Below are 19,512 nucleotides of genomic sequence, written 5' to 3'. Positions count from 1 at the left end.
CATCTTCGGCGGGCTTGTCAGCTGATGCGCGTTCCTGTGCCGCTGACGCGGACGCGCTGGTCACCCGCGCGCAGCGTCACCGTGAGTTCGCCAGGGCGGCCCAGGTCTTCGCCCTGGTGCAGGGTGAGGACGGCGTCCTGGGGAACCAGGCCGAGGTCACGGGCATAGGCACCGAAAGCTGCGGCCGCAGCGCCGGTTGCCGGGTCCTCGACGACGCCGCCGACGGGGAACGGGTCACGGACATGGAAGACGGTGGCCGACTCCCGCCACACCAGCTGCAGCGTGGTCAGGTCCAAGCGGTGCATGAGGGCTTCCAGGTGCGCGAAGTCGTACGCGAGATCTGCCAGGCGCTCGCGCGTCGCCGCCGCGAGAACGAGATGGCGGGCACCGGCGAACGCCACACGGGGCGGGAATGCCGGGTCGAGATCGGCGGCCGGCCAGCCGAGCGCGGCCAGTGCCTCCGTGAGGTCGGCGTCGGCGATCTCCTCTATGTGCGGCTCGACACTGGTGAGGGTGGCCCTGACCGTGCCGCCCTCCTCTGCCACCTCCACCGGCACGATGCCTGCGCGCGTGGCGAATACCAGTTCCCCGGGGCCTATCCGCTCGGCGAGTGCGACGGCGGTCGCAACGGTGGCGTGTCCGCAGAACGGCACCTCGGCCTTGGGGCTGAAGTAGCGGATGCTGTACGCCCGCCCCTGCCGGCTGCCGAGGCCCTTTGGAGGCGCTGTCAGGAACGCGGATTCCGAGTATCCAAGGTCCGCGGCGATCGCGAGCATGTCGCTGTCGTCCAGGCCGGTGGCGTCCAGGACCACGCCGGCCGGGTTTCCGCCATCGGGGGCGCTGGAGAAGGCGGTGTATCGCAGTACCTCGGGCCGCGGCGCATTCGTCGTCATGCTTGGAGCAACCATGGCCGGCCAGCGGCTATTTCACGGCACCAGCCGAACCGAGGACCTGATCGCCTGCAGCACACTCCGGCCGGAACCAGTGACGAGCAGATGCGACCCTACCCGGGCCTGCCTCGCTCGCCGGTACACCGGGCGCGAAGGGGGTTCTCAGCCCTCCGGCCCGCGGCACGACACGGGAGAATGGCAGGGCAAGGCCTGTCGACAAGCACTCCCCCGCGGATGGCGGTGCCACAGCCGGCTCGGGGACCAGCCACAGCACCGCCATGACCAGACCACCACCAAGAGGAACCCCACGCCCGGGCAAGCGGCTGCGCCTCACCGAATCGCCGCACCGCAACGCCGCCAGACGAGTGCCACCCCGATGAGTCCGTGACGCCACCCGGCACGTCCTACGCCTGTACGCGTGACCAGGCTCGAACGGGGGGAACGAATCCGGCAAAGCCCCGGCTCAACGCAGTCGGGTCAGCCGCAGGCCTGCTGTGGACCGGACCGGGCGGAAGGCGGCGCCGTACTCCCTGGCGGACCGGTTGGCCTCAGCACTGGAGCCCCCACCGAGCGCAGGTAGAAGGCGTAGGCCACCGACGCGACCTGCTTCTCGTTCAGGTACAGCACCCACAGGTTGCCGAGCCGGCGCGCGGTGCGCACCTTCTCCTCCAGGCCGTCGGCGGATCCGGGCTCGCACGCCACCGCGGTGCAGCCCTGCGACAGGCGGCGGATGGCCGCGCGTGCCAGCACCGGACCCGGGCCTGCCCCACGCCATGCGGGCTCGAGGACGACCCGGTCCATGACCAGCAGGTCACCGACGGGGGTGTGGTCCTGGCTGCCGAAGGGGGTCGCCTAGAACTTTCCCGGAGCTATCAGGTGCGGAGCCAGATGATGAGGGCCGCGACGATGGCGGTGCCGAGGTAGACGTAGCGGTCGTTTATCGAGGGAGTTCCGGAGTTACCGCGTGCGGGCGGGAGTCGGCCTCGCCGCGGGTTCCTGAAACTGCAGGTCGAGCGTCAGGCGATGCCTCAGCAGGCGTCCGAGCCGACGCTCCACCGTTGTGTGGATGAGCAGGGACAGCCCCAGCACGCAGCCGACGGACACCGCCATGGAAGGCAGCAGCCCCAGCCTCGGAAAGGCCCGGATCAAGCCTTTGGCGACGGGAATTCCGATGCTCTGGTGGACGAGGTAGAAGGGGTACGTGAGTCCCCCCTCGTGCCCGGGGTGACCTCGGGCGGCGTGGGGCCGGCCTGATCAGCCTCACCAAGACGGCACCAGGAAATCCCGGAGACCCACTCGGGTTGATTTCCGAGAGCGCGGAAAAGGGCCGCAACGCATAGGCGGTGGGGGCACTTCCACGGTGCCGTCCGGGCGGAATTTCGTATTCCGAACCCCACTACAAAACCACTGGGACAGACGTGCGAAGATCCGGACAATGATGCGAGCGCTGCCCACGCCTGAACAGAGCGCACCGCCTGATTCCGCATACCTCATGGAGTCATACGTGACCCAGTATTCCCGGCGTGTTCGCGCACTGTCGCGTCTCGTCACCTCGGCGATCGCCGTCGCCCTGGTCGGCGCCACCGCCGGCACCGCCCTGGCCGATGCCCCTGCGACGACCGGTCCGGCGAAGAACGTCGCCCGGAGCGCCGCCGCGGCCGGGCAGCACAAGCCCACCCCCGCCGCCCCGTCCTTCTTCCTTTCCGGGATCCTGCCGTCGGGCCAGATGTACGTCTACATGCCCGACGGGAAGGGCGGCTTCGACGACCGGTCGGGCGCGTACGTCTGGCCGCACTTCAGGTTCGGTGTGTCGATCGACCCCGATCTGACCGGCTACCAGGACGGCGCGTACCACGTCATGGACGACGGCACGCTGAATCTCTGGCGCAACGGGCGACTCAAGAAGGTGGCCACCGGCTGGGGCCGGTACGACGTCGTCCTCTCCCCCGGCACTCTGGGCGGCGCCAAGCACCCCGACCTGCTCGCCCGCAACAGGCAGGGCGTCCTGTGGCGCTTGCAGACCAAGGCGGACGGCTCCCTGGCACCGCGCGTCAAGGTCGGGTCCGGCTTCGATCAGTTCACTCAGATCACCGGGCAGGGCGACCTGAGCGGTGACAGCAAGCCGGACATCGTCGCCCGTGACAGGCAGGGCGTCCTCTGGCTGTACAGGGGCACCGGCGATCCGCGGAAGCCGTTCGCGTCCCGTCTGAAGGTGGGTCCCGGCTGGAACCAGTTCAACAAGCTGGTGGCCACGGGGGACGTCGACGGCGACGGCCACAGCGACCTGCTCGCCCGCGACCCCAAGGGCAACCTGTGGCTGTACAAGGGGACGGGCAAGGCGGCCGCGCCGTTCACGTCCCGGGTCAAGGTGGGCACGGGTTTCAACCAGTACCGCGACCTCTTCTGACGCCCCTCCAGGGGCCTGACACAATCCCCTGCGCGGATCCCAGAGCGTTCGTGCGGCTCCGCGGAGTGCCGGTTGCCTGGGCGGCGCAGCACACCAGCCTCGTCCCGGTAGGCGACGGGGCACCGGCACCGAAATGGCTGTGCCGCGGAACACGCCCGCACCACGAGCCGTTTGTGCAATGATCGTCACTGAGTGTTCGCGCGCTCCGGGGTCGGTGCAATTCCGAGCCGGCGGTGAAAGTCCGCGACCCAGCCGAAGCCATCGGCTGGTTGACCTGGTGGAACTCCGGGACCGACGGTGAAAGTCCGGATGGAAGGCAGTGCGCGGCGACACGTTGTCCCCCGGCACCGGCATCGAGTGCCTGCCGAGGGACTTGGTGCTCGCTTTCCCCGGAACGGCGTCCGTGCACGGGGGCGAGCCGTCATCCGCCGACTCCCACCGGCATGGTGCGCCGTCCATTGCGGCAGGCCGTCGCGTGCTGAGGCACGCGCCCTGCCGGATGGCCGCGTTCTCTCGCAGATCAGTGCATCGCCCGGATGCACACCGGTCCGGGCGGTCCCGACCGCAGGAGAGCACATGGCGATCGCAGTTCACACCACGACAGACCGGCTACACCGCGTTGAGCAGGCAATCGATGCCTTTCGCCGCGGGGGCTTCGTCATCGTCTTCGACGACGAGTCCCGCGAGAACGAGGGCGACCTGATGGTGGCCGCCGAGTACACGGACAAGGCCGCGATGACATATCTGTTGGACCACACCTCGGGGGTGGTGTGCGCGGCACTGCCCCATCAGCGGTGCACGGACCTCGACCTGCCGCAGATGGCGGACGACAACTCCGGACTGCACGGCACGGCCTTCACCGTGTCCGTGGACCTGATCGCCGGAGGCACCACCGGTATCCCCGCCGAAGAGCGCGCCCGTACTCTGCGGGCGCTCGCCGATCCGGCAGCAGGGCCAGGAGACTTCGCGCGCCCCGGCCACATCTTCCCGGTGCGAGCGGCGCGCGGCGGAGTGCTGGAGCGCGACGGCCACACCGAGGCCGCCGTGGACCTCTCGCTGCTCGCGGGACTGTCCGGAGTGACCACCATGTGCGAGGTCGTCCGGCGCGACTGGGCCATGGCCCGCCACATCGACCTGGAGCAGTTGGCAGAGCGCGATGGGCTGACTCTGATCTCGGTAGGCGACGTGGCCGCCTACCGTCAGACGCGGGCCTCCACAGGACAGCCGTCCTGACATCCCGTCGGTCTGGTCCTGCATCTTTCGTCAGAGGCAGGACCAGACCTTCGCCCGATGCCCTGATGGCCGACGCACACCTACGTTGATGTGCATGAAGATCCCCGCGCAGTACAAGTACGCCGTCATCCCGCACGTCATGGTCGACGGGACCGCCGAGGCGATCAAGTTCTACGAGGCCGCGTTCGGAGCGTCCGAGCACTTCCGGCTCGAAGGAGATGACGGGCGAATCGTGCATGCCTAGATCGGCGTCCATGGTTCCACGCTCATGCTCGGCGACGCCGTGTCCCCGTTCTCGCCCCCGGAAGCGGTCGGAGTGTCCGTTGCCCTGCACGTCTACGTGCCAGACGTCGACGGCCTCAGCGCCCAGGCCGTGAGAGCCGGCGCCGAGCTTCTCTCACCACCGGCCGACATGTCCTATGGCGCCCGCCAGTCAATGCTCCGCGATCCGTTCGGCCACATCTGGATCTTCCTGACGCCCCTTACCGACTGAGCAGGTGGGCAATTACGTGACCGCCGACAGCAGTGGCTGTCGCGCGTTTCCAGCCGTGCTGGCTGGTCCAGAACTGATCCCGGCTGGGATCTTCCGGGCCTGGGCCGGGGTCGCTGCCGAAGAGAAGGAATGGCCGGTCGGTGCCGTCGGTGACGGGTGGCAGGAGGCTGCCGTCCAGGTTGACGCCGGCGCGCAGGCGCCGGTCGGCGCGGATGGCTGTGGCGGCTGTGGCGCCGCCGAGGGAGTGGCCGAGCATGCCGACGCGGGACAGGTCGAACGCGCCGGCGAGGGTGGGTGGCAGGGCTCGCCGTCCGGCGTCGGTGTTGTGTCCGGCGTTGAGCGCGGTGAGCTGGTCCAGCACGAACCGGGTGTCCGCGGTGCGGACAGCGAGGGCCTTGGCGATCAGGGCATCGTCGATGTCGCCGGTAATGGCGAAGGTTTCCACCCGGCCGCCGGGAAACTCGACTTGGTCGGCGTCGTAGGTGTGGTCGATGGCCACGACCAGGTAGCCGTGGCTGGCTAGTTCCTCAATCAGAACAGTGCCGAGGCTGCGGTCGCTGCGCAGGCCCGGTGAGTATAGGGCGACCTGCCTCCCGCACCGGACGTGGTCCACCGGTGCGGCCAGGTGGGCGTGCGTGGTCGGCAGCAGCAGCGTGCCGGGCGGGATGGCCTGTTCCTGCTCGAAGAAGGGGACGGCGCCGGGTGACATCCACGGCGCGGGCGGGTGGCGATGGGCGGCGTGTGCCGGGTACCAGAGCTGGATCATGAGTTCCCTGCCGGGCGGGAATCCTGCCAGGGATCGACGCGCGACCGGTCGACCAGGTGCAACGAGATCGTGCCCAGCGGGTGCGGACCGGTTGGTGCGGGCAGGGTAAGCCGCACCGGAGTCGGCGTGGGGTTGGCGGCGACCGGCGAGTTCGCGACGGGTCGCGGCTGGGCGGATGCCGCGGTGGTTATCGGGACGGAAGCGATGGCTGACGCCACGGCGGTACCGAGCAGTGCTCGGCGGGTCAGGAGCCGTCTCTCGTTCAACCTGGCCAGAATGTAAGGTGTCCTTTCCATCCAGTCAAGGTTGCTTGACTCGATGGAAAGGTCCCCTTACATTCGTCGCATGACCAAGCAGGTACAGCAGGACCATGTGACGCGTGCGGCCCGCCGCGCTGTACTCATCGACGGCATACCCGTGTCCGCTTTGGGGGTGATAGCCCTGGCGCTGGGCAGCAACCCCCATCAGAGCACCGCCCAGAAGGCCTGGTGGATCGCGACCACCGCCGTCTTCACCCTCGCGATCGCCTGGGTGCTGCTGCGGGCATTCCGGCGCGCGGACGAATACCTGCGCAGGATTCAGTTGGAGAGCATGGCCATCGCCTTCGCCGCAGTCCTCGTGGGGCTGCAAGTGGCCACCCTGCTCGATGCCGCAGGCATCATCCAGCTCCATCAGCTCGCGCAATTGATCCTCCTCGGCGGCGTGGCCATCTGGATGACGATCGCGGACCTGCGTACCCGCCTGAACCGGTGACGGCGCGTTGTGAAGAACCGACTACGCGAACTGCGTGCAGCTCGCCGGTGGAGCCAGGCCGACCTGGCCGACCGGTGTCAAGTCTCCCGGCAGGCCATCAACGCCATCGAAACCGAGCGGTACGATCCCAGCCTGCCCCTGGCGTTCACCATCGCCGACGTCTTCGGCCTGACCATCGAGGAAATCTTCCGTCCTGACCGGACGGAAACGACGGACAACCCCGCCTGACATTGAGCCTTCTCAGCCGGTATAGCGGTTCGATTCGATGTCGTGCAGGACGAGTATGGCGTGCACGACGATCGCGGGCAGTAGCGCAGCTTGACCAAGATCGTCCTTGGGGAACATCAGTACAGCGGCAGGGCTGGGTGGCCCGATTCCTTGAGCGCCGGCGGGAGGCTCGCCGCAGGCGGGGACCGCAGCGGTTGTCGTGGGAGGAAGCGGCACAGCGGGCCGCTGACGATCTGAGCGGTGTGGGCCGGGGCGACCGGCCGCCAGCCCGTCGGAGGTCGCTGGAGGAGGCGGCCGACCGCGCCGCCGACTACTTGGAAGGCCGGTAGCGCCCGGGCCCAACTGGTCAGGCCGGGGTGTCCGGTACGGCCTGGGCCAGTGGGCCGAGGTCGCCGTAGAGGGCTGCGTGAAGTGCGGCGGCGAGTTCGCGGGCCCTGTCCTCGTTCTCCAGGTCGTACAGGACGAAGTAGACCGGTCCGGCGGAGGAGTCGGGGCGGATCTCGCGGGAGCGGATCAGACGGATGACCGCGTTGCGGACGGCGTCGTACACCGTGGCGCTGATGGCGTGCTGCGGGGCGGTGAGCGCGTCGGCCTTGACCGTCCACCGTTCGGCCTGGCACTCGATGGCGACGAAGACGGCACGCTGCTTCCTCGCTGCCTTGTAGGCGGCGTTGAACGCGTCCTGGCCCGTGGCGTCGGGAATCAGATCGGCGGGGCAGGGCGTCGGCAGCGGCTCCATGCGGAGCATCGTGCCAGTCCGGAGCGGATGCCGGGCGTTCTGACAGCGGGGGCATCCGCGTGACCTTCGAGGAGCGGTCGCGTTGCACCGGGGGACACGTGCACGTCCCCGCGTGGTGCGACGGCCCCCGACTCCACGCCCGGCAGTCGGGGGCCGTCGTGCGCTACCGCCCGGCGGCCGGTGCTGCCGTGCCGTTGGAACTGGCGCCTGTGGTGTCGTCCTCTTCCCCGGTCTCTTGGGGGTCGGGCCAGTGGCCGAACGGCCCGATGGGCCGCTCGGGGCTGGCGCCGAGTACGCCGGGCCCCTTCGTACGGTGCGGCATCGGGATCACGCGTCCTCCCCTTCGTGTCGGGCCTGCGCCGGCAGCGCCGCCACGACGTCGTCTGTCCCGTCCTCGCTGTGTTCAACGAACGTGTCCACCACGTCGCCGGCAGCGGGGTTGAGGACCTGCCGGGTGAGGCGTTCCATCAGCTCGGGGTCGGTTCCGCTGCCGGGTCCGGTGAAGTCCACCTGCATCGGCCGACGCAGGGCGATGACCTCCGGCCCAACCGGTACCTCGGCCTGCTCCGCTTCGGCGAGCGCGCGGTAGACCGAGGCCACCGAGGGATGCTGGCCTGCGTTCTTGCCCGTCTTGATGGTCAGCTTCTTCGCGATCTCGGGGACGGGAACGCCGCGGTCCTTCAGCGCGCGGGCGAAGAGGAGCATGTCGTCGTCGATGACCTTGGGCCGCCCGCCGTGGTTGCCTTTGGCCGCGGCGGTCACCTGGCCTTCGAGGGTCTTCTCGCGGATGTAGTTGCGCTCGATCTGGGCGGCGGCCAGGACGGCGAAGAACATCGCGCCCATGCCGTTGGGGTCGTAGATGCCGCTGAGCGGGCCGGTGAGGAGTTCGAGCTGGACGCCGGCGGCCTGGAGCTGGCCGGACAGGGTCATCAGCTCGGCGGCGTTGCGGGCGAGGCGCTTGAGCTCGTGGACGGTGAGGATGACCTCCTGGTCGGGGGCGGCCTCCTTGATGTCGTACGCGAGCTTGAGCGCCTTCTCCAGCTCCGGCCGCGTCTTGACCCGGGTGGAGATCTTCTCGGAGAAGATGCGCTTGCAGACCGGTTCGAGCGCGTCGAGCTGGACTGGAGTTCCTGCTGGGCGGTCGAGCAGCGTGCGTACCCGATCCGGATCGGCTTGGACGCTGCGGCGGCGGGCGCCGCCTCGACGGGCGGGCCCGGCTTCCACGGCCGCCCCGGGCCGCGGTCCTCCGGCACGGGACGTCGAGTTCCTCGCGGAGCACGGGCACGATGATGAAGCGGGCGGTGTGGTATGTGACCTTCAGAGATTCACGGCGCCGAATCTTCAGCGGTATCTGGCGCGGAGGGGTGATTTGAGAGGGCAACCCTCGCTGTTCTGCCAGCGGCAGAACAGCGGCCCGACCGGGCTCGACGATCACTACAGTCCAGTCTCATGGCGACGATTACAACGCGCACGGTCGAGTACCTAGCCGACGGTCTGACGATGGTCGGGCACTTCGCGCTCCCGGTCGGTGTCGACCGCCGGCCCGCGGTGTTGCTCGGACCAGAGGGCCCGGGGCTCAGCGACGTTGAGCGCCGCCGGGCCGATGCACTGGCCGAGCTGGGATACGTAGTGCTGGCCTTCGACCTCCACGGCGGGCGCTATTTGGGCGACCCCGAGCAGATGCTGGCCCGTTGCATGCCTCTGCTCGCCGACCCCGACCGGATGCGGGGCATCGGCCACGCGGCGCTCGATGTGTTGCGCGCCGAACCGCGGACCGACCCTGACCGGATCGCCGCTGTCGGCTACGGCACCGGGGGCGCCATCGGGCTGGAACTCGGGCGCGACGGCGTCAACCTGCGCGTAATCGGGACAGTCAACGCACTGACCACGGGCCGACCGGGCGAGGCGGCGCGCATTCGCTGCCCGGTGTGGGCCGGGGTCGGGTCGGAAGACCCGATCATGCCGCCCTCGCAACGGGACGCGTTCACCGCCGAGATGCAGGCGGCGGGCGTCGACTGGCGCCTCGTGGTCTACGGCGGCGCCTTGCACGCCTTCCACCACCCGCCGGTCGACCAGCCCGTGGTCCCCGGCGTCGGCTACCACCCACGGCACGCGCAGCGAGCCTGGCGCGACGTCGTCGACCTGCTCGCCGAGTGCTTGCCCGTAACAGAGTGATCTGGTCAGTCCAAGATAGGACGCCCTGCTGACCAGCGCCTACCCGTCACCACGGCAGGTCTCTGGCGTATCCGGTCCTACCCCTTCAGAGGCGCAGGACGTTGACGACGCGCTCTCTGCCCGAGATCGGGACGTCCACGCACCCTTCGGTCGGTCCGACGAGGCGTCTGCTTCGCCGGACCGACCGGAGCCGGAACTGGTCCTCCGTCGTGACCAGCGCGGCGTGCGCGTCGTCGACGACGATTCCCAGATCGATCGGCTCGCGTCCGTCACCGACGACGCCGAACACCGACTTGCCGTTGATCAGCTCGTAGTAGTTCGTCACCAGCACGGCCTGCGCAGCGAGGAACGCCGTGGCGTGGTCTGAACTGGCCCCACTTTTCCGGCCCGAACTGGCCCCACTTCGGGGCTGGTGCGGCGATTCTTCCGGCTTGAAGTGGCCCCGGCTTCCGGTCTGCTCCGGCCCCACCTTCGCCGGGACGGCTGTGCTGGGCGACTCGCTGTGGGAGAGAATGCTGGGCATGACGACTTGAAGAGCACCGACCGGGCGGCAGCACTGGCGCAAGGTCGGAAACTGGGACGCGGTCTCCGACGGGGACCGCCGGGTCTGTGCCGCCTGCAAAACGCCTGTCCGCTCGTACCAGTACCGATGCCATCCGCCCGAGTCGTCCATGTTCGAGCGGTGCATCGGACTTGCCTGGTGTTCCAGTTGCCGCATTTACTCCGGCAACATGGTGCACGTCCCGCGAAAGCGGGTTCTGGTCGACGCCCTCGCTTCGCTTCCTGGCGAACAACGGGAGAGGCTTGCACGTTCTGAAACACGGCTGATTGAGTTCCTGGACCGCCGGGCCCGGGGCAGCGGAGATTAGCTTCCACCGGCCAGCTGGCCTCGGGGCGGCTGCTTCTTCGTCTGCTCCTGCTTGGCCTTGGTCTGGGCGAGGCGGTAGGACTCGGTGCCGGTCTCGATGATGGTGCCGTTGAAGGTGAGTCGGTCGACGATGGCCGCGCAGAGCCGGGGGTCGGTGAACGTCTTGGTCCAGCCTCCGAACGATTCGTTCGAGGCGATGGCCACGCTGTTTTTCTCCTCGCGTTCGGTCAGAACCTGGAACAGCATCTCGGCTCCGCGACAGTCGAGTTCGAGGTAGCCCAGTTCGTCGATGCACAGCAGATCGACGCGCCCGTAACGGGCGATGGTCTTGTCAGCTGTTTCTCGTCGGCGGCTTCGACGAGTTCGTTGACGAGCTTTGCGGCGAGCGCGTAGCGGACCCGGAATCCGGCCATCGCGGCGGCGGAACCGAGGCCGATCAGCAGATGGGACTTGCCGGTGCCGGAGTCGCCGATCAAGCAGAGCGGCTCGCCCTTCTTGACCCATTCGCAGGTGGCGAGGTTGTTGATCAGGGCTGGGGTGACGTTCTGGTTGGCCGTGTAGTCGAAATCCGAGAGCCACTTCGGGCGTGGGAAGCCGGCCGCGCGGATGCGGCGCTCGGAGCGGCGGCGGTCTCGGTCCTCGCACTCGGCCATCAGCAGCTCGGCGAGGAACCCGCGGTAGGACAGGTGCCCGCTCTCGGCGCAGGCGGTGAACTGGGCCCGCATCGTTGGCAGCCGCAGGACCCGGCATTGCGCGCCAACTCACGGACCGACAGCCCCTGCTGCCACGAGTCCCGGCGGATCAGCAGGAACAGTTCTTCCTTCGAGGACGCCACCCGGGCTGTCGGCAGACCAGATCACCGGCACTGGCGGCTGGCCCACCTCGGTCTGAACACAGGCCCGGACCGCGGGGCCCACCATGCCCCGACGCACCGTCAGACGCTTACACACCCAACAACGTGGCAGCGCCCGTTGATGAGGGTGATGTGCTGCGCGATGCTCAAGGTCAAGTAGACCCGTTCGCCACTGACAGTTGGCGCACCGTCATGCGTCCCGGCGCCGTACGCTCCACGCTCCCGCACCCAGTGCCGCCGCCGTCCAGAGCGCAGTCACGGCGAGCCCGCTCCAGGGCCCCAGCGTCCCGTCCCGGGTCCCGTGGAGCACCACCTGGCCCGCGCGGTCGGGCAGGAAGTCGGCGACGCCGCCCGACATGTCGCCGATCACGAAGGACACGATCAGGAGGAACGGTACGAGGATGCTCAGGGTGGCGACTCCGCTGCGCAGCACGGCACTCAGCCCGGCTGCGAACAGCGCCATCAGGGTCAGGTAGATCCCACAGCCCACGGCGCCCCGCACCCCCTGGGCCCAGGTGATCCCGTCACCGGCGGACCCGAGCACCGCCTCCCCCACCGCCAGGCTTACGAACCCGGTGAGCAGTCCGACCGCCAGGACCGGTGCCGCGATCGCCGTCGCCTTGGCCGCGAACCACCGCCCGCGCCGCGGCACCGCCGCCAGCGAGACCCGCAGCGCCCCGCCCTGGAACTCCGACGAGACGGCCGTCGCACCGAACGCAATCGCCGCGACCTGTCCCAAGCTGATGCCGAAGAATGCCGCGAAGAGGGGGTCGCCGGTGCTGCTGCCGGGGTCCGTCGAGGCGAGGGCGGAGAAGACGGTTGTGGCGAGCAGGACGGCGCCCAGGCTGCCGGTCAGCGACCGCAGCGTACGGATCTTGATCCACTCGGAGTGGAGCACGGGCGTGAAGGACATGGTCAGGCCTCCTGGGGCTGTGCGGCGAACTCGGCTTCGGTCGCGGTCAGATCGAGGTAGGCCTCCTCCAAGGTGCCCTCCTCCGCCGCCAGTTCGAGGATCGGCACGCCCGCTGCCGACGCGAGGCGGCCGATGTCGTCCACGCGCGCGTGGGACACGGTCCAGTGCCCGTCCTCGTGTTGCTCGGCTTCATGGCCGTGTCGGGCCAGTGCGCTCCGGAGGGCGTCGGTGTCGGTCGTGCGGATCCGTACGCGGGGCTGCACGCGCGCGTGGATGAAGTCCCGCATCGGGGTGTCGGCCAGCAGGCGGCCGCGGCCGAGGACGACGAGATGGTCGGCGAAGGACGCGGTCTCGTTCATCAGATGGCTGGAGACCAGGACCGTGCGGCCCTCCTCAGCCAGTCGGCGCAACAACGCTCGGATCCAGACGATGCCTTCGGGGTCGAGGCCGTTGGAGGGCTCGTCGAGCAGGACCACCTCGGGGTCGCCGAGGAGCGCGGCAGCGATGCCGAGCCGTTGCCGCATGCCCAGCGAGTACGTCTTTACCCGGCGCCGCGCCGCCGGAGCGAGGCCCGCCTCCTCCAGTACCTCGTCGACGCGGCGGAGCGGGATGCGGTTGCTCGTCGCCAGGGCCCGCAGATGGTCGCGGCCGGTGCGGGAACCGTGCGCGGCCTGCGCGTCAAGCAGGGCGCCCACGTGGCGCAGGGGTTCGGTGAGCGTGGCGTAGGGGCGGCCGCCGACCGTGGCGGTCCCGAACGTAGGCCGGTCCAGGCCGAGGGCAAGCCGCATGGTGGTGGATTTTCCGGCGCCGTTGGGGCCGAGGAAGCCGGTGACGCGGCCGGGACGGACGCTGAAGGTGAGGTGGTCCACGGCCCGTCGCGTGCCGTACTCCTTGGTGAGGTCTCGTACGTCGATGCTGGTCATGGCAACAGCCTGGCCGTTCGCGGTGTTTGGCTCCTCCCCCGCCGGTGGAGATCGTCTCCCCCGCGCGGGGGAGGTCCGTTGTCAGTGGCGCCTGTCACGATGACGGAATGGACGACGTCGGAATGGCCCGCTTCCTCCGTCCGCTGCTCCGGGGGACGACGTACACGCGCTTGCTGCACCTGTGGGTGCCGATGCTGATCGTCAGCGTGTGGCTGTTCATCGACATGTCGAGGCCGTGGGTGCCCGCGCTCCTGCTGCTTCCCGTGGGTCTGATCCCGGCGGTGCGGATGGGCGAGGGCGTGCAGGCGCGGCTGCTGCTCACGCCGGGCGAACCGGAGTCGGGGATCTCCGTGGCTCCCTCGGCGACCTGGCGGGACCGGGGGCGCACCATGCTGTGGCTGGAGGTGCGCATGGCCCTCGGGGTGCCGGCCATGTTCGCCTGCGTGTGGCTGCCGCTGATCGCCTTTGAGCTGGGCCGGATCGCCTTCGGACACGTGCCCGCCGAGATCCCGGTCCTGGGGCAGGCGCAGCCCCACTGGGCGTACGCCCTCCTGATCCCGCTCCCCCTGGTCGCGCTCTACGCCGTCGTCGTCGGCCTGGGCGAGCTGGTCACCGCCGTCGCCAGGCAGCTGCTCGGCCCCTCGGCCGCGGAGCGGCTGGCGGCCATGGAAGAGCGCACGGAGCAGCTCCTGGAGCGCAACCGCATCGCGCGCGAGCTGCACGACTCGATCGGGCACGCCCTGACGGTCGCGGTGGTCCAGGCCGGCGCGGCGCGCGCGGCCGGCGATCCGGAGTTCACCGACCGGGCCCTGGACGCCATCGAGGAGACCGGCCGTGCGGCCCTGGAGGACCTGGAGCGGGTGCTCGGCATCCTGCGCGAGTCGCAGCGGCCGGTGAGCAGCAGGCCGACGCTGGCCGAAGCCGATCGGCTGCTGGAGTCCGCGCGCGCGTCCGGCGCGAAGGTCGACGCCGAGGTGAGCGGAGCGTTGGAGACGGTGCCGGGTCCGGTGTCCCGCGAGGGGTACCGCATCCTCCAGGAGGCGCTGACGAACGTGTTGCGGCACGCGGGCGCGGTGCCCGTCCGGGTCCGCGTCACGGTCGGCGGTGGCAGCCTCGACCTGGAGGTGCGTAATCCGCTGAACGCGGCCACACCCGGCCCGGGCCGGGGCAGCGGCCTGCGCGGCATACGCGAGCGGGCGGCCCTGCTCGGCGGGCGTGCGCAGACCGGTCCGCACGAGGGCGACTGGCAGGTGCACGCCGAACTGCCGCTGCGCTGATCTACGATGACCGGATGCCGGTCACCGTTCTCCTTGTCGACGACGAACCTCTCGTACGCGCCGGTCTGAGGGCCGTCCTGGAAGCGCAGCCCGACATCGAGGTGGTCGGGGAGGCGGCCGACGGAGCCGCGGTGATCCCGCTGGTGCGGCAGCTGCGGCCGGACGTCGTCGCCATGGACGTCCGCATGCCGCTCCTGGACGGGATCGGGGCGACGCGCGCGGTGCTGAAGACCGTCGACGAGCCGCCGAAGATCCTCGTGGTGACGACGTTCGAGAACGACGAGTACGTGTACGAGGCACTGCGCGCGGGCGCCGACGGGTTCCTGCTCAAGCGGGCCCGGCCCGCCGAGATCGTGCACGCCGTGCGGCTGGTCGCCGAGGGAGAGTCGCTTCTGTTCCCGGCCTCCGTGCGGCAGCTGGCCGCGCAGTACGCCGACGGAGGCGGGAACCGGGCGGCGCGCGCGGTGTTGGAGCGGGCCCGGCTGACCGAGCGGGAGGCCGAGGTGCTGCGGCTGATGGCGCGCGGGATGTCCAACGCGGAGATCGCCGCCCGCCTCGTCGTCGGCACCGAGACCGTGAAGTCGCACGTGAGCGCCGTCCTGGCGAAGCTGGGCGCACGGGACCGGACGCAGGCGGTGATCGCGGCGTACGAGTCGGGGTTCGTGGCGCCGGGCTGATCCGGCAAGGGCACAGGGCCGGGGCGCCCGGGGCGTTGTCAAGTTGTTCGAGTGATGGCTGGCTGAGGGTGCGTCGGGTCGTGGGGGCGGTTGCTGCCCTTGGGTTAACGAGTTGGTGCGTGATAGCGGGTGGGCATGCTCGTGTGGTGAGGGGCATGGTCGATCGGGCGGTGTTGGCGCATCCGTTGTTCACGGGCGTCTCGATGGCTCATCTTGCGTCGTTCGTTGAGGAGTTGGCCCGTCCGTGGGCAGCCGCGGTGGAGGGGCGGCGTCGCTGGTTGGAACTGCGACGCTTTCGGGGGCTGTTGGGGTCCGGGGCGATGACGCAGCGACTGCATCCGGCAAACCGGGCCAGCTCGTCAGGGCGCGATGTTCTAGGCGAAGCGTTCCCGCAGCAGACTGCGGGCCCGTGCTATGGCGGCCATGTCCACCTGGCCCTGCAGGTCCGGCAGACCTGCCGGACGCGTTGCGGCGCCGCGGGACAGGGCCAGCACGGCGGCGGTGAGGCGCTCCTCGATGACCAAGGGGGGTGCGTTGTCGACGACCGCGGTGTGGAGGCGGGCCACGGCTCGGGCCAGGACCTGGGTTGTCTACCACGGGCGTGTCGAAGAGTTGCAGCCCGGCGCTGCCGGGAGCCGCGTCGTCGAGACCTCCCGGAAAGCTCGCCGGAATTGAACGCCATGACTAGTCCGGCCGCGCTGACGTGCCGTTCTCTCCTGCACACGAACGACTGGGCGCTGTCGTCGGTGACTCTGAAGGAGTACATGTCGTAGGCGGGCATTGGATATGCGTACCGGGATGCGTGACCAGTCGTAGACGCGCAGGCCATGAGCCCCTGGCCGCCGGAGCGGCGCTTCTACTTCCGCGGGCAGACCGTCAAACAGGTCCTGGACGGGGTGGTCGATCGACCAGCGGGTGACGTGTCATGTCGGGTGGTGGCCACGACGTGGAAGACGTCGGCCTGCTCCAGCTGCGGTGACCGGGGCGCCCCCTACGAACGCCTATGACAGAAAGCCGAAGACCCACTGACATAGGCGTCCGCCAGCCGCACAGCTAGGCCGATCGTTCAGCGGTGGCCGGCGCCTCGCCACGTTTGGCCTGCAGCAACTGCCGGCGCCTGTCGTCCTTGGCCCAGTTGTGCGAGCCGGGCTTGCGTGTCTCGTCCGCCAGTTGCTTGACGGTGTGCTTGCAAACGAACTCCTTGAGCTTCGCGCCAGGGCGGCCGCTGAGGTAGTACCTCTTCGCGGTGTCGTCCTTGTAGGCGAACTGGAACATGCCGGCGCGACGGCCCAGGCTGATGCACTGGCCAATGAACCCCAGGTTGATGGGCGCGGGTTGCTCACCCGCGATCCGGCTGAGCACCGTGTCAGCGGCATGTGCGCCCAGAGGAATCGCGGCCTGGCAGCTCATCCGAAACGGCAGGTCCGACGGTGCCGCCGAATCACCGGCCGCGACGATGCGCATGTCATCCACGCTCGTCAACGTCTCGTCCGTGAGCAGACGGCCCAAGGCGTCGGCGCTCAGCCCGCTGCGGCCGGCCAGGTCCGGCACGCCGAATCCGGCGGTCCAGATGGTCACCTTGCTCGGCAGCTCGCGGCCGCCACTGAGCTGCACGACATCGCGAGCCACAGCCGTCACCGTCGCGTCGGGGCCTTCGAGCACGGTCACACCGAGTTTGCCCAGCCGCTTGGCAACCGAGCGCCGACCTCGAGGGTGAAGGTAGGGGCCGAGCACCTCGCCGCAGACCAGGGTCACGGCGTAGCCCTCCTCCGCCAGTTCGGCGGCGGTCTCGATGCCGGTCGGACCGGCTCCGACAACCGTCATCGCGGCCGCTGCCGGCGCTGCATCGACGACTGGCCGCAACCGCTCCGCCTCCTCCAGGCTGGCAATCGGGTAGGCGAACTCGGCCGCTCCCCGCACACGCGGGGCGGCGCTGCCACTACCCACTGCGTAGACCAGGTAGTCGTAGCCGACCGTGCCCCCGGTCGCCAACGTCACGCTGCGCTCGGACGCGTCAATCCGTGTCACAGTGTCGACCACCAGCCGGATACCGCTGCCCAGGACTTGTGTGTAGTCGACCAGCGCGTCGTGGGATCCGGCCACCAGTTGGTGCAGGCGGATCCGCTCGACGAAGACCGGGCGCGGGTTGATCAGAGTCACGGTCACGTCGTGGCGCTGCGTCAGGCGATTGGCCGCCATGACGCCGGCGTATCCGCCGCCGATCACGACCACATTGGTGCTCTCAGTCATGGTGTCTCCGTAAGTTGTCACGCGGCCTGGGAGGGCCGGATGTGGCTGTGGGCGGCTTGCCCGATGTGGCTCCGAAGGAGTGGCCCTTCGGTTCTCCAGGGCACCGCTGCTGATGGGGATGTCGCGCCTTGTGCGGTCTGCTGTCCACGGAAATGACGGCGGGGTGGACCAGTTCAGGGCTAACACCGACGCTGGCATGTGCCACCACTGGGCGGCGGTGGTCGACGAGACGGGTGACCCTCTGGTCGAAGAAGATCGACAACGACGACTCGGCAATCCTGACGGCGCTCGGATCCTGGGCCTGGCCGTGAGTGCCACTGGGCCGTAATCATGGCCGGCACGTCCTCCGCCCTGCCCAGCCGCACGGTCAGCCGCATGTCCGGGGCCTGCCGGGTGAGGACAAGACCGACGCAGGTGACACCCACGTCCTCGCCGAAACCGCCCGGCAGCGCCCTCGCTGGGGTGAACCGGGCCGGCAGGCGCGCTGGTCCGCTTGTGGTCAGCCGTGCGGCGTCGGTGTGGGAGAAGTCCAGGTCGGCCACGTCGGCGGGGACATCGGTGCAGTGCATGGGTGACGGCGGCCGACGCCCGGCCTGCGGGCTAGTCAGGCCGGCTCAGGCAGAGTGTTCCGGCGTGGCTCGCGCCTCATCATCTGAGCTGCTCCGTGAGGAAAGCGATGATCTCATCACGGGCACGTACCGTCGGGTGACCCTGCTCGTCCACGAGATGTGCCGTGACGACGCTGTGGGCGCACCCGACGACGTCGCGGAAGAAGGGCGGAGGGTTCGTGTTCGCTGCATCTCCGGGAAGGACGCGTCCGTCGAACGCTTCGCCGAGTAGTGCTTGGTAGGCCGCGAACCGCTGGCCCGTGCACCACCGGTCGTTGTCGAAGCGGTAGCCGAGCACCTTCAATCCGTCTCGTTCGATGCGTTCGGCGAGGGCAACTGCGTCCTCGTCTGCGATCTCCAGTCCTCCGGGGTCGTCGAGCGGCAGCGAGGGATGGTTGACGACCGGGGCGATGACGGCCGGTTCGAGTGCCATGGTCAACGCGAAGTTGCCGGTGAAGCACAGCCCGACCGCGCCGACGCCCGGCCCACCGCACTCCGCGTGCGCGATCCGCGCGAGGCCGCGCAGCCACGCCACGACGGGACTGGTGCCGCCCCCGGCGAACGCCCGGAACTCGGCGCTGACGCATGCGCGCCGCACGACAGCCTCGCCTGCCTCGGTGGTCGGGTAGGCGCCGTCGACACCGAAGAGAGAGGGCAGGTAGACGCAGAAACCGGCATCGCGTACCCAGCGTGCCAACCGCGCGACGTCGGGGCTGATGCCAGGCATCTCGGGCATCAGGATGACGCCGGGTCCTGTCCCGGCAACGTACACGGTCTTGCTGACGTCATCGACGCTGACAACTCTCCGGGAGAAGTCGTCCAAGGGGTCGTCGCGCCGTGTTCGCATCGTTGTCATGATCGAGAGTGTGGTGCGACACTGCTCCCACGAGAAGCGGCGACATCGCCACAAAGTGCGGCGATATCGCCAACCCCGCGGAGCCGGAGGAATCATGAACCCGCTGCGCCTGGGTGTGCTGGCGTATCCCGGCTGCTTCGGCTCGGAGGTGTTCGGGATCCCCGATCTGCTGGCCATGGCCGATCACATCGCGGCGGCGCACGGGTCGGACCGACCGCCGTATGAGGTGTCCGTCGTCTCGCCGCGGCGGCGGGTGGTTGCCTCCGGCGGCTCGGCCATCGAGGTCTCGGCGCTGCGCCCCGTCGACGTCCTGATCGTGCCGGGTTTCGAGCTGTCGCCCAGCCTCGATCTCGACGCCACCCTCGCGAACCTGCGGCCCGAAGTAGCGGCGATTCGGTCGCAGGCAGCCTCCGGTATCGCTGTCGTGTCGATCTGTGTCGGTGCCTTCCTCGTCGCCGAGGCGGGCCTGCTCGACGGGCGCGAGGCGACGACGTCCTGGCTGTTCGCGGACCGGTTCGCCCGTCGGTACGCCAATGTGAAGGTGCGCCCCGAGCATCTGGTGGTCACCGATCGCGGTGTGACGACGACCGCCGCCTTCAGTGC

General features: G+C 69.5%; 22 protein-coding genes, 2 pseudogenes and 1 riboswitch. Of the genes and pseudogenes, 11 read left to right on the top strand and 13 right to left on the bottom strand.

Annotated features, from left to right (window positions below; translation table 11 throughout):
• Nucleotides 1-17 precede the first annotated feature (17 nt).
• A complete protein-coding gene (locus tag ACZ418_RS40525; protein ID WP_468373277.1) occupies nt 18-893 on the bottom strand; it encodes a PhzF family phenazine biosynthesis protein in 876 nt (291 codons plus the stop codon).
• Nucleotides 894-1,367: 474 nt separating this feature from the next.
• Nucleotides 1,368-1,691: a hypothetical protein gene (locus ACZ418_RS40520; RefSeq protein WP_468373274.1), complete on the bottom strand. Its 324-nt coding sequence runs from the start codon at nt 1,689-1,691 to the stop codon at nt 1,368-1,370.
• Nucleotides 1,692-2,394: 703 nt separating this feature from the next.
• Between ACZ418_RS40520 and ACZ418_RS40515 the strand changes: the two genes are divergently transcribed.
• The 4 genes from ACZ418_RS40515 to ACZ418_RS40500 all read left to right on the top strand — a co-directional run bounded on the left by ACZ418_RS40515 (nt 2,395) and on the right by ACZ418_RS40500 (nt 5,023).
• Entirely contained in the window at nt 2,395-3,297 is a 903-nt protein-coding gene (locus ACZ418_RS40515) for an FG-GAP repeat domain-containing protein (protein WP_468373272.1), read from the top strand.
• A gap of 196 nt (nt 3,298-3,493) precedes the next feature.
• Nucleotides 3,494-3,624: riboswitch (FMN riboswitch) on the top strand.
• Between the two features lie 249 nt (nt 3,625-3,873).
• Nucleotides 3,874-4,530, top strand: a complete 657-nt coding sequence (gene ribB / locus ACZ418_RS40510; RefSeq protein WP_468373270.1) for a 3,4-dihydroxy-2-butanone-4-phosphate synthase — start codon at nt 3,874-3,876, stop codon at nt 4,528-4,530.
• A 94-nt stretch (nt 4,531-4,624) separates the two neighbouring features.
• Nucleotides 4,625-4,774: a VOC family protein gene (locus ACZ418_RS40505; protein WP_468373268.1), complete on the top strand. Its 150-nt coding sequence runs from the start codon at nt 4,625-4,627 to the stop codon at nt 4,772-4,774.
• 24 nt (nt 4,775-4,798) lie between these two features.
• Complete coding sequence (locus ACZ418_RS40500) at nt 4,799-5,023, top strand: VOC family protein (RefSeq protein WP_468373265.1); 225 nt, start codon at nt 4,799-4,801, stop codon at nt 5,021-5,023.
• Here the strand turns inward: ACZ418_RS40500 and ACZ418_RS40495 are convergent.
• Complete coding sequence (locus ACZ418_RS40495) at nt 5,013-5,789, bottom strand: alpha/beta hydrolase family protein (protein WP_468373263.1); 777 nt, start codon at nt 5,787-5,789, stop codon at nt 5,013-5,015. The two genes, ACZ418_RS40500 and ACZ418_RS40495, sit on opposite strands and share 11 nt — an antisense overlap.
• Before the next feature lie 345 nt (nt 5,790-6,134).
• On the opposite strand from ACZ418_RS40495, the gene ACZ418_RS40490 reads away from it, so the two are divergent.
• Complete coding sequence (locus ACZ418_RS40490; protein ID WP_450987212.1) at nt 6,135-6,542, top strand: hypothetical protein; 408 nt, start codon at nt 6,135-6,137, stop codon at nt 6,540-6,542.
• Between the two features lie 9 nt (nt 6,543-6,551).
• Nucleotides 6,552-6,770, top strand: coding sequence for a helix-turn-helix transcriptional regulator (locus ACZ418_RS40485; RefSeq protein WP_351811225.1), 219 nt, complete (start codon nt 6,552-6,554; stop codon nt 6,768-6,770).
• Nucleotides 6,771-7,116: 346 nt separating this feature from the next.
• On the opposite strand, the gene ACZ418_RS40480 is transcribed toward ACZ418_RS40485, so the two are convergent.
• From ACZ418_RS40480 to ACZ418_RS40470, 3 genes are all read right to left on the bottom strand, one after another.
• The gene (locus ACZ418_RS40480) at nt 7,117-7,509 is read right to left on the bottom strand and encodes a hypothetical protein (RefSeq protein WP_468373260.1); all 393 of its coding nucleotides are present in this window, start codon (nt 7,507-7,509) and stop codon (nt 7,117-7,119) included.
• Between the two features lie 163 nt (nt 7,510-7,672).
• Nucleotides 7,673-7,831: a hypothetical protein gene (locus tag ACZ418_RS40475; RefSeq protein WP_468373257.1), complete on the bottom strand. Its 159-nt coding sequence runs from the start codon at nt 7,829-7,831 to the stop codon at nt 7,673-7,675.
• Between the two features lie 5 nt (nt 7,832-7,836).
• A complete protein-coding gene (locus ACZ418_RS40470) occupies nt 7,837-8,733 on the bottom strand; it encodes a recombinase family protein (RefSeq protein ID WP_468373254.1) in 897 nt (298 codons plus the stop codon).
• 225 nt (nt 8,734-8,958) lie between these two features.
• Here ACZ418_RS40470 and ACZ418_RS40465 point away from each other — a divergent pair, with 225 nt between their 5' ends.
• On the top strand, nt 8,959-9,684 hold the full coding sequence (locus ACZ418_RS40465; RefSeq protein WP_468373252.1) for a dienelactone hydrolase family protein: 726 nt from the start codon (nt 8,959-8,961) through the stop codon (nt 9,682-9,684).
• Nucleotides 9,685-9,769: 85 nt separating this feature from the next.
• Here the strand turns inward: ACZ418_RS40465 and ACZ418_RS40460 are convergent, their stop codons facing one another.
• From ACZ418_RS40460 to ACZ418_RS40445, 4 genes and pseudogenes are all read right to left on the bottom strand, one after another.
• A complete protein-coding gene (locus ACZ418_RS40460; RefSeq protein WP_468373250.1) occupies nt 9,770-10,207 on the bottom strand; it encodes a hypothetical protein in 438 nt (145 codons plus the stop codon).
• A gap of 342 nt (nt 10,208-10,549) precedes the next feature.
• A pseudogene (istB, locus tag ACZ418_RS40455) lies at nt 10,550-11,313 on the bottom strand (IS21-like element helper ATPase IstB); the annotation flags it as partial.
• 282 nt (nt 11,314-11,595) lie between these two features.
• A complete protein-coding gene (locus ACZ418_RS40450; RefSeq protein ID WP_468373247.1) occupies nt 11,596-12,318 on the bottom strand; it encodes an ABC transporter permease in 723 nt (240 codons plus the stop codon).
• Between the two features lie 2 nt (nt 12,319-12,320).
• Nucleotides 12,321-13,241: an ABC transporter ATP-binding protein gene (locus ACZ418_RS40445; RefSeq protein ID WP_468373245.1), complete on the bottom strand. Its 921-nt coding sequence runs from the start codon at nt 13,239-13,241 to the stop codon at nt 12,321-12,323.
• 122 nt (nt 13,242-13,363) lie between these two features.
• Here ACZ418_RS40445 and ACZ418_RS40440 point away from each other — a divergent pair, with 122 nt between their 5' ends.
• Nucleotides 13,364-14,518: a sensor histidine kinase gene (locus ACZ418_RS40440; protein ID WP_468373411.1), complete on the top strand. Its 1,155-nt coding sequence runs from the start codon at nt 13,364-13,366 to the stop codon at nt 14,516-14,518.
• A gap of 14 nt (nt 14,519-14,532) precedes the next feature.
• Nucleotides 14,533-15,195, top strand: a complete 663-nt coding sequence (locus ACZ418_RS40435) for a response regulator transcription factor (protein WP_468373242.1) — start codon at nt 14,533-14,535, stop codon at nt 15,193-15,195.
• 374 nt (nt 15,196-15,569) lie between these two features.
• Here ACZ418_RS40435 and ACZ418_RS40430 read toward each other — a convergent pair whose 3' ends face one another.
• Entirely contained in the window at nt 15,570-15,761 is a 192-nt protein-coding gene (locus ACZ418_RS40430; RefSeq protein WP_468373238.1) for a hypothetical protein, read from the bottom strand.
• Between the two features lie 487 nt (nt 15,762-16,248).
• Complete coding sequence (locus ACZ418_RS40425; RefSeq protein WP_468373236.1) at nt 16,249-17,445, bottom strand: NAD(P)/FAD-dependent oxidoreductase; 1,197 nt, start codon at nt 17,443-17,445, stop codon at nt 16,249-16,251.
• Nucleotides 17,446-17,563: 118 nt separating this feature from the next.
• On the opposite strand from ACZ418_RS40425, the pseudogene ACZ418_RS40420 reads away from it, so the two are divergent.
• A pseudogene (locus ACZ418_RS40420) lies at nt 17,564-17,897 on the top strand (IS110 family transposase); the annotation flags it as partial.
• Between the two features lie 196 nt (nt 17,898-18,093).
• Here the strand turns inward: ACZ418_RS40420 and ACZ418_RS40415 are convergent.
• The gene (locus ACZ418_RS40415) at nt 18,094-18,876 is read right to left on the bottom strand and encodes a dienelactone hydrolase family protein (protein WP_468373233.1); all 783 of its coding nucleotides are present in this window, start codon (nt 18,874-18,876) and stop codon (nt 18,094-18,096) included.
• 127 nt (nt 18,877-19,003) lie between these two features.
• Here ACZ418_RS40415 and ACZ418_RS40410 point away from each other — a divergent pair.
• Nucleotides 19,004-19,512 (top strand): DJ-1/PfpI family protein (locus ACZ418_RS40410; protein WP_468373230.1); only part of this gene is annotated, 509 nt, incomplete at its 3' end.

The sequence above is a fragment of the Streptomyces sp. NPDC030820 genome, assembly GCF_055572075.1.
This window is presented reverse-complemented; position numbering and strand designations above follow the sequence as displayed.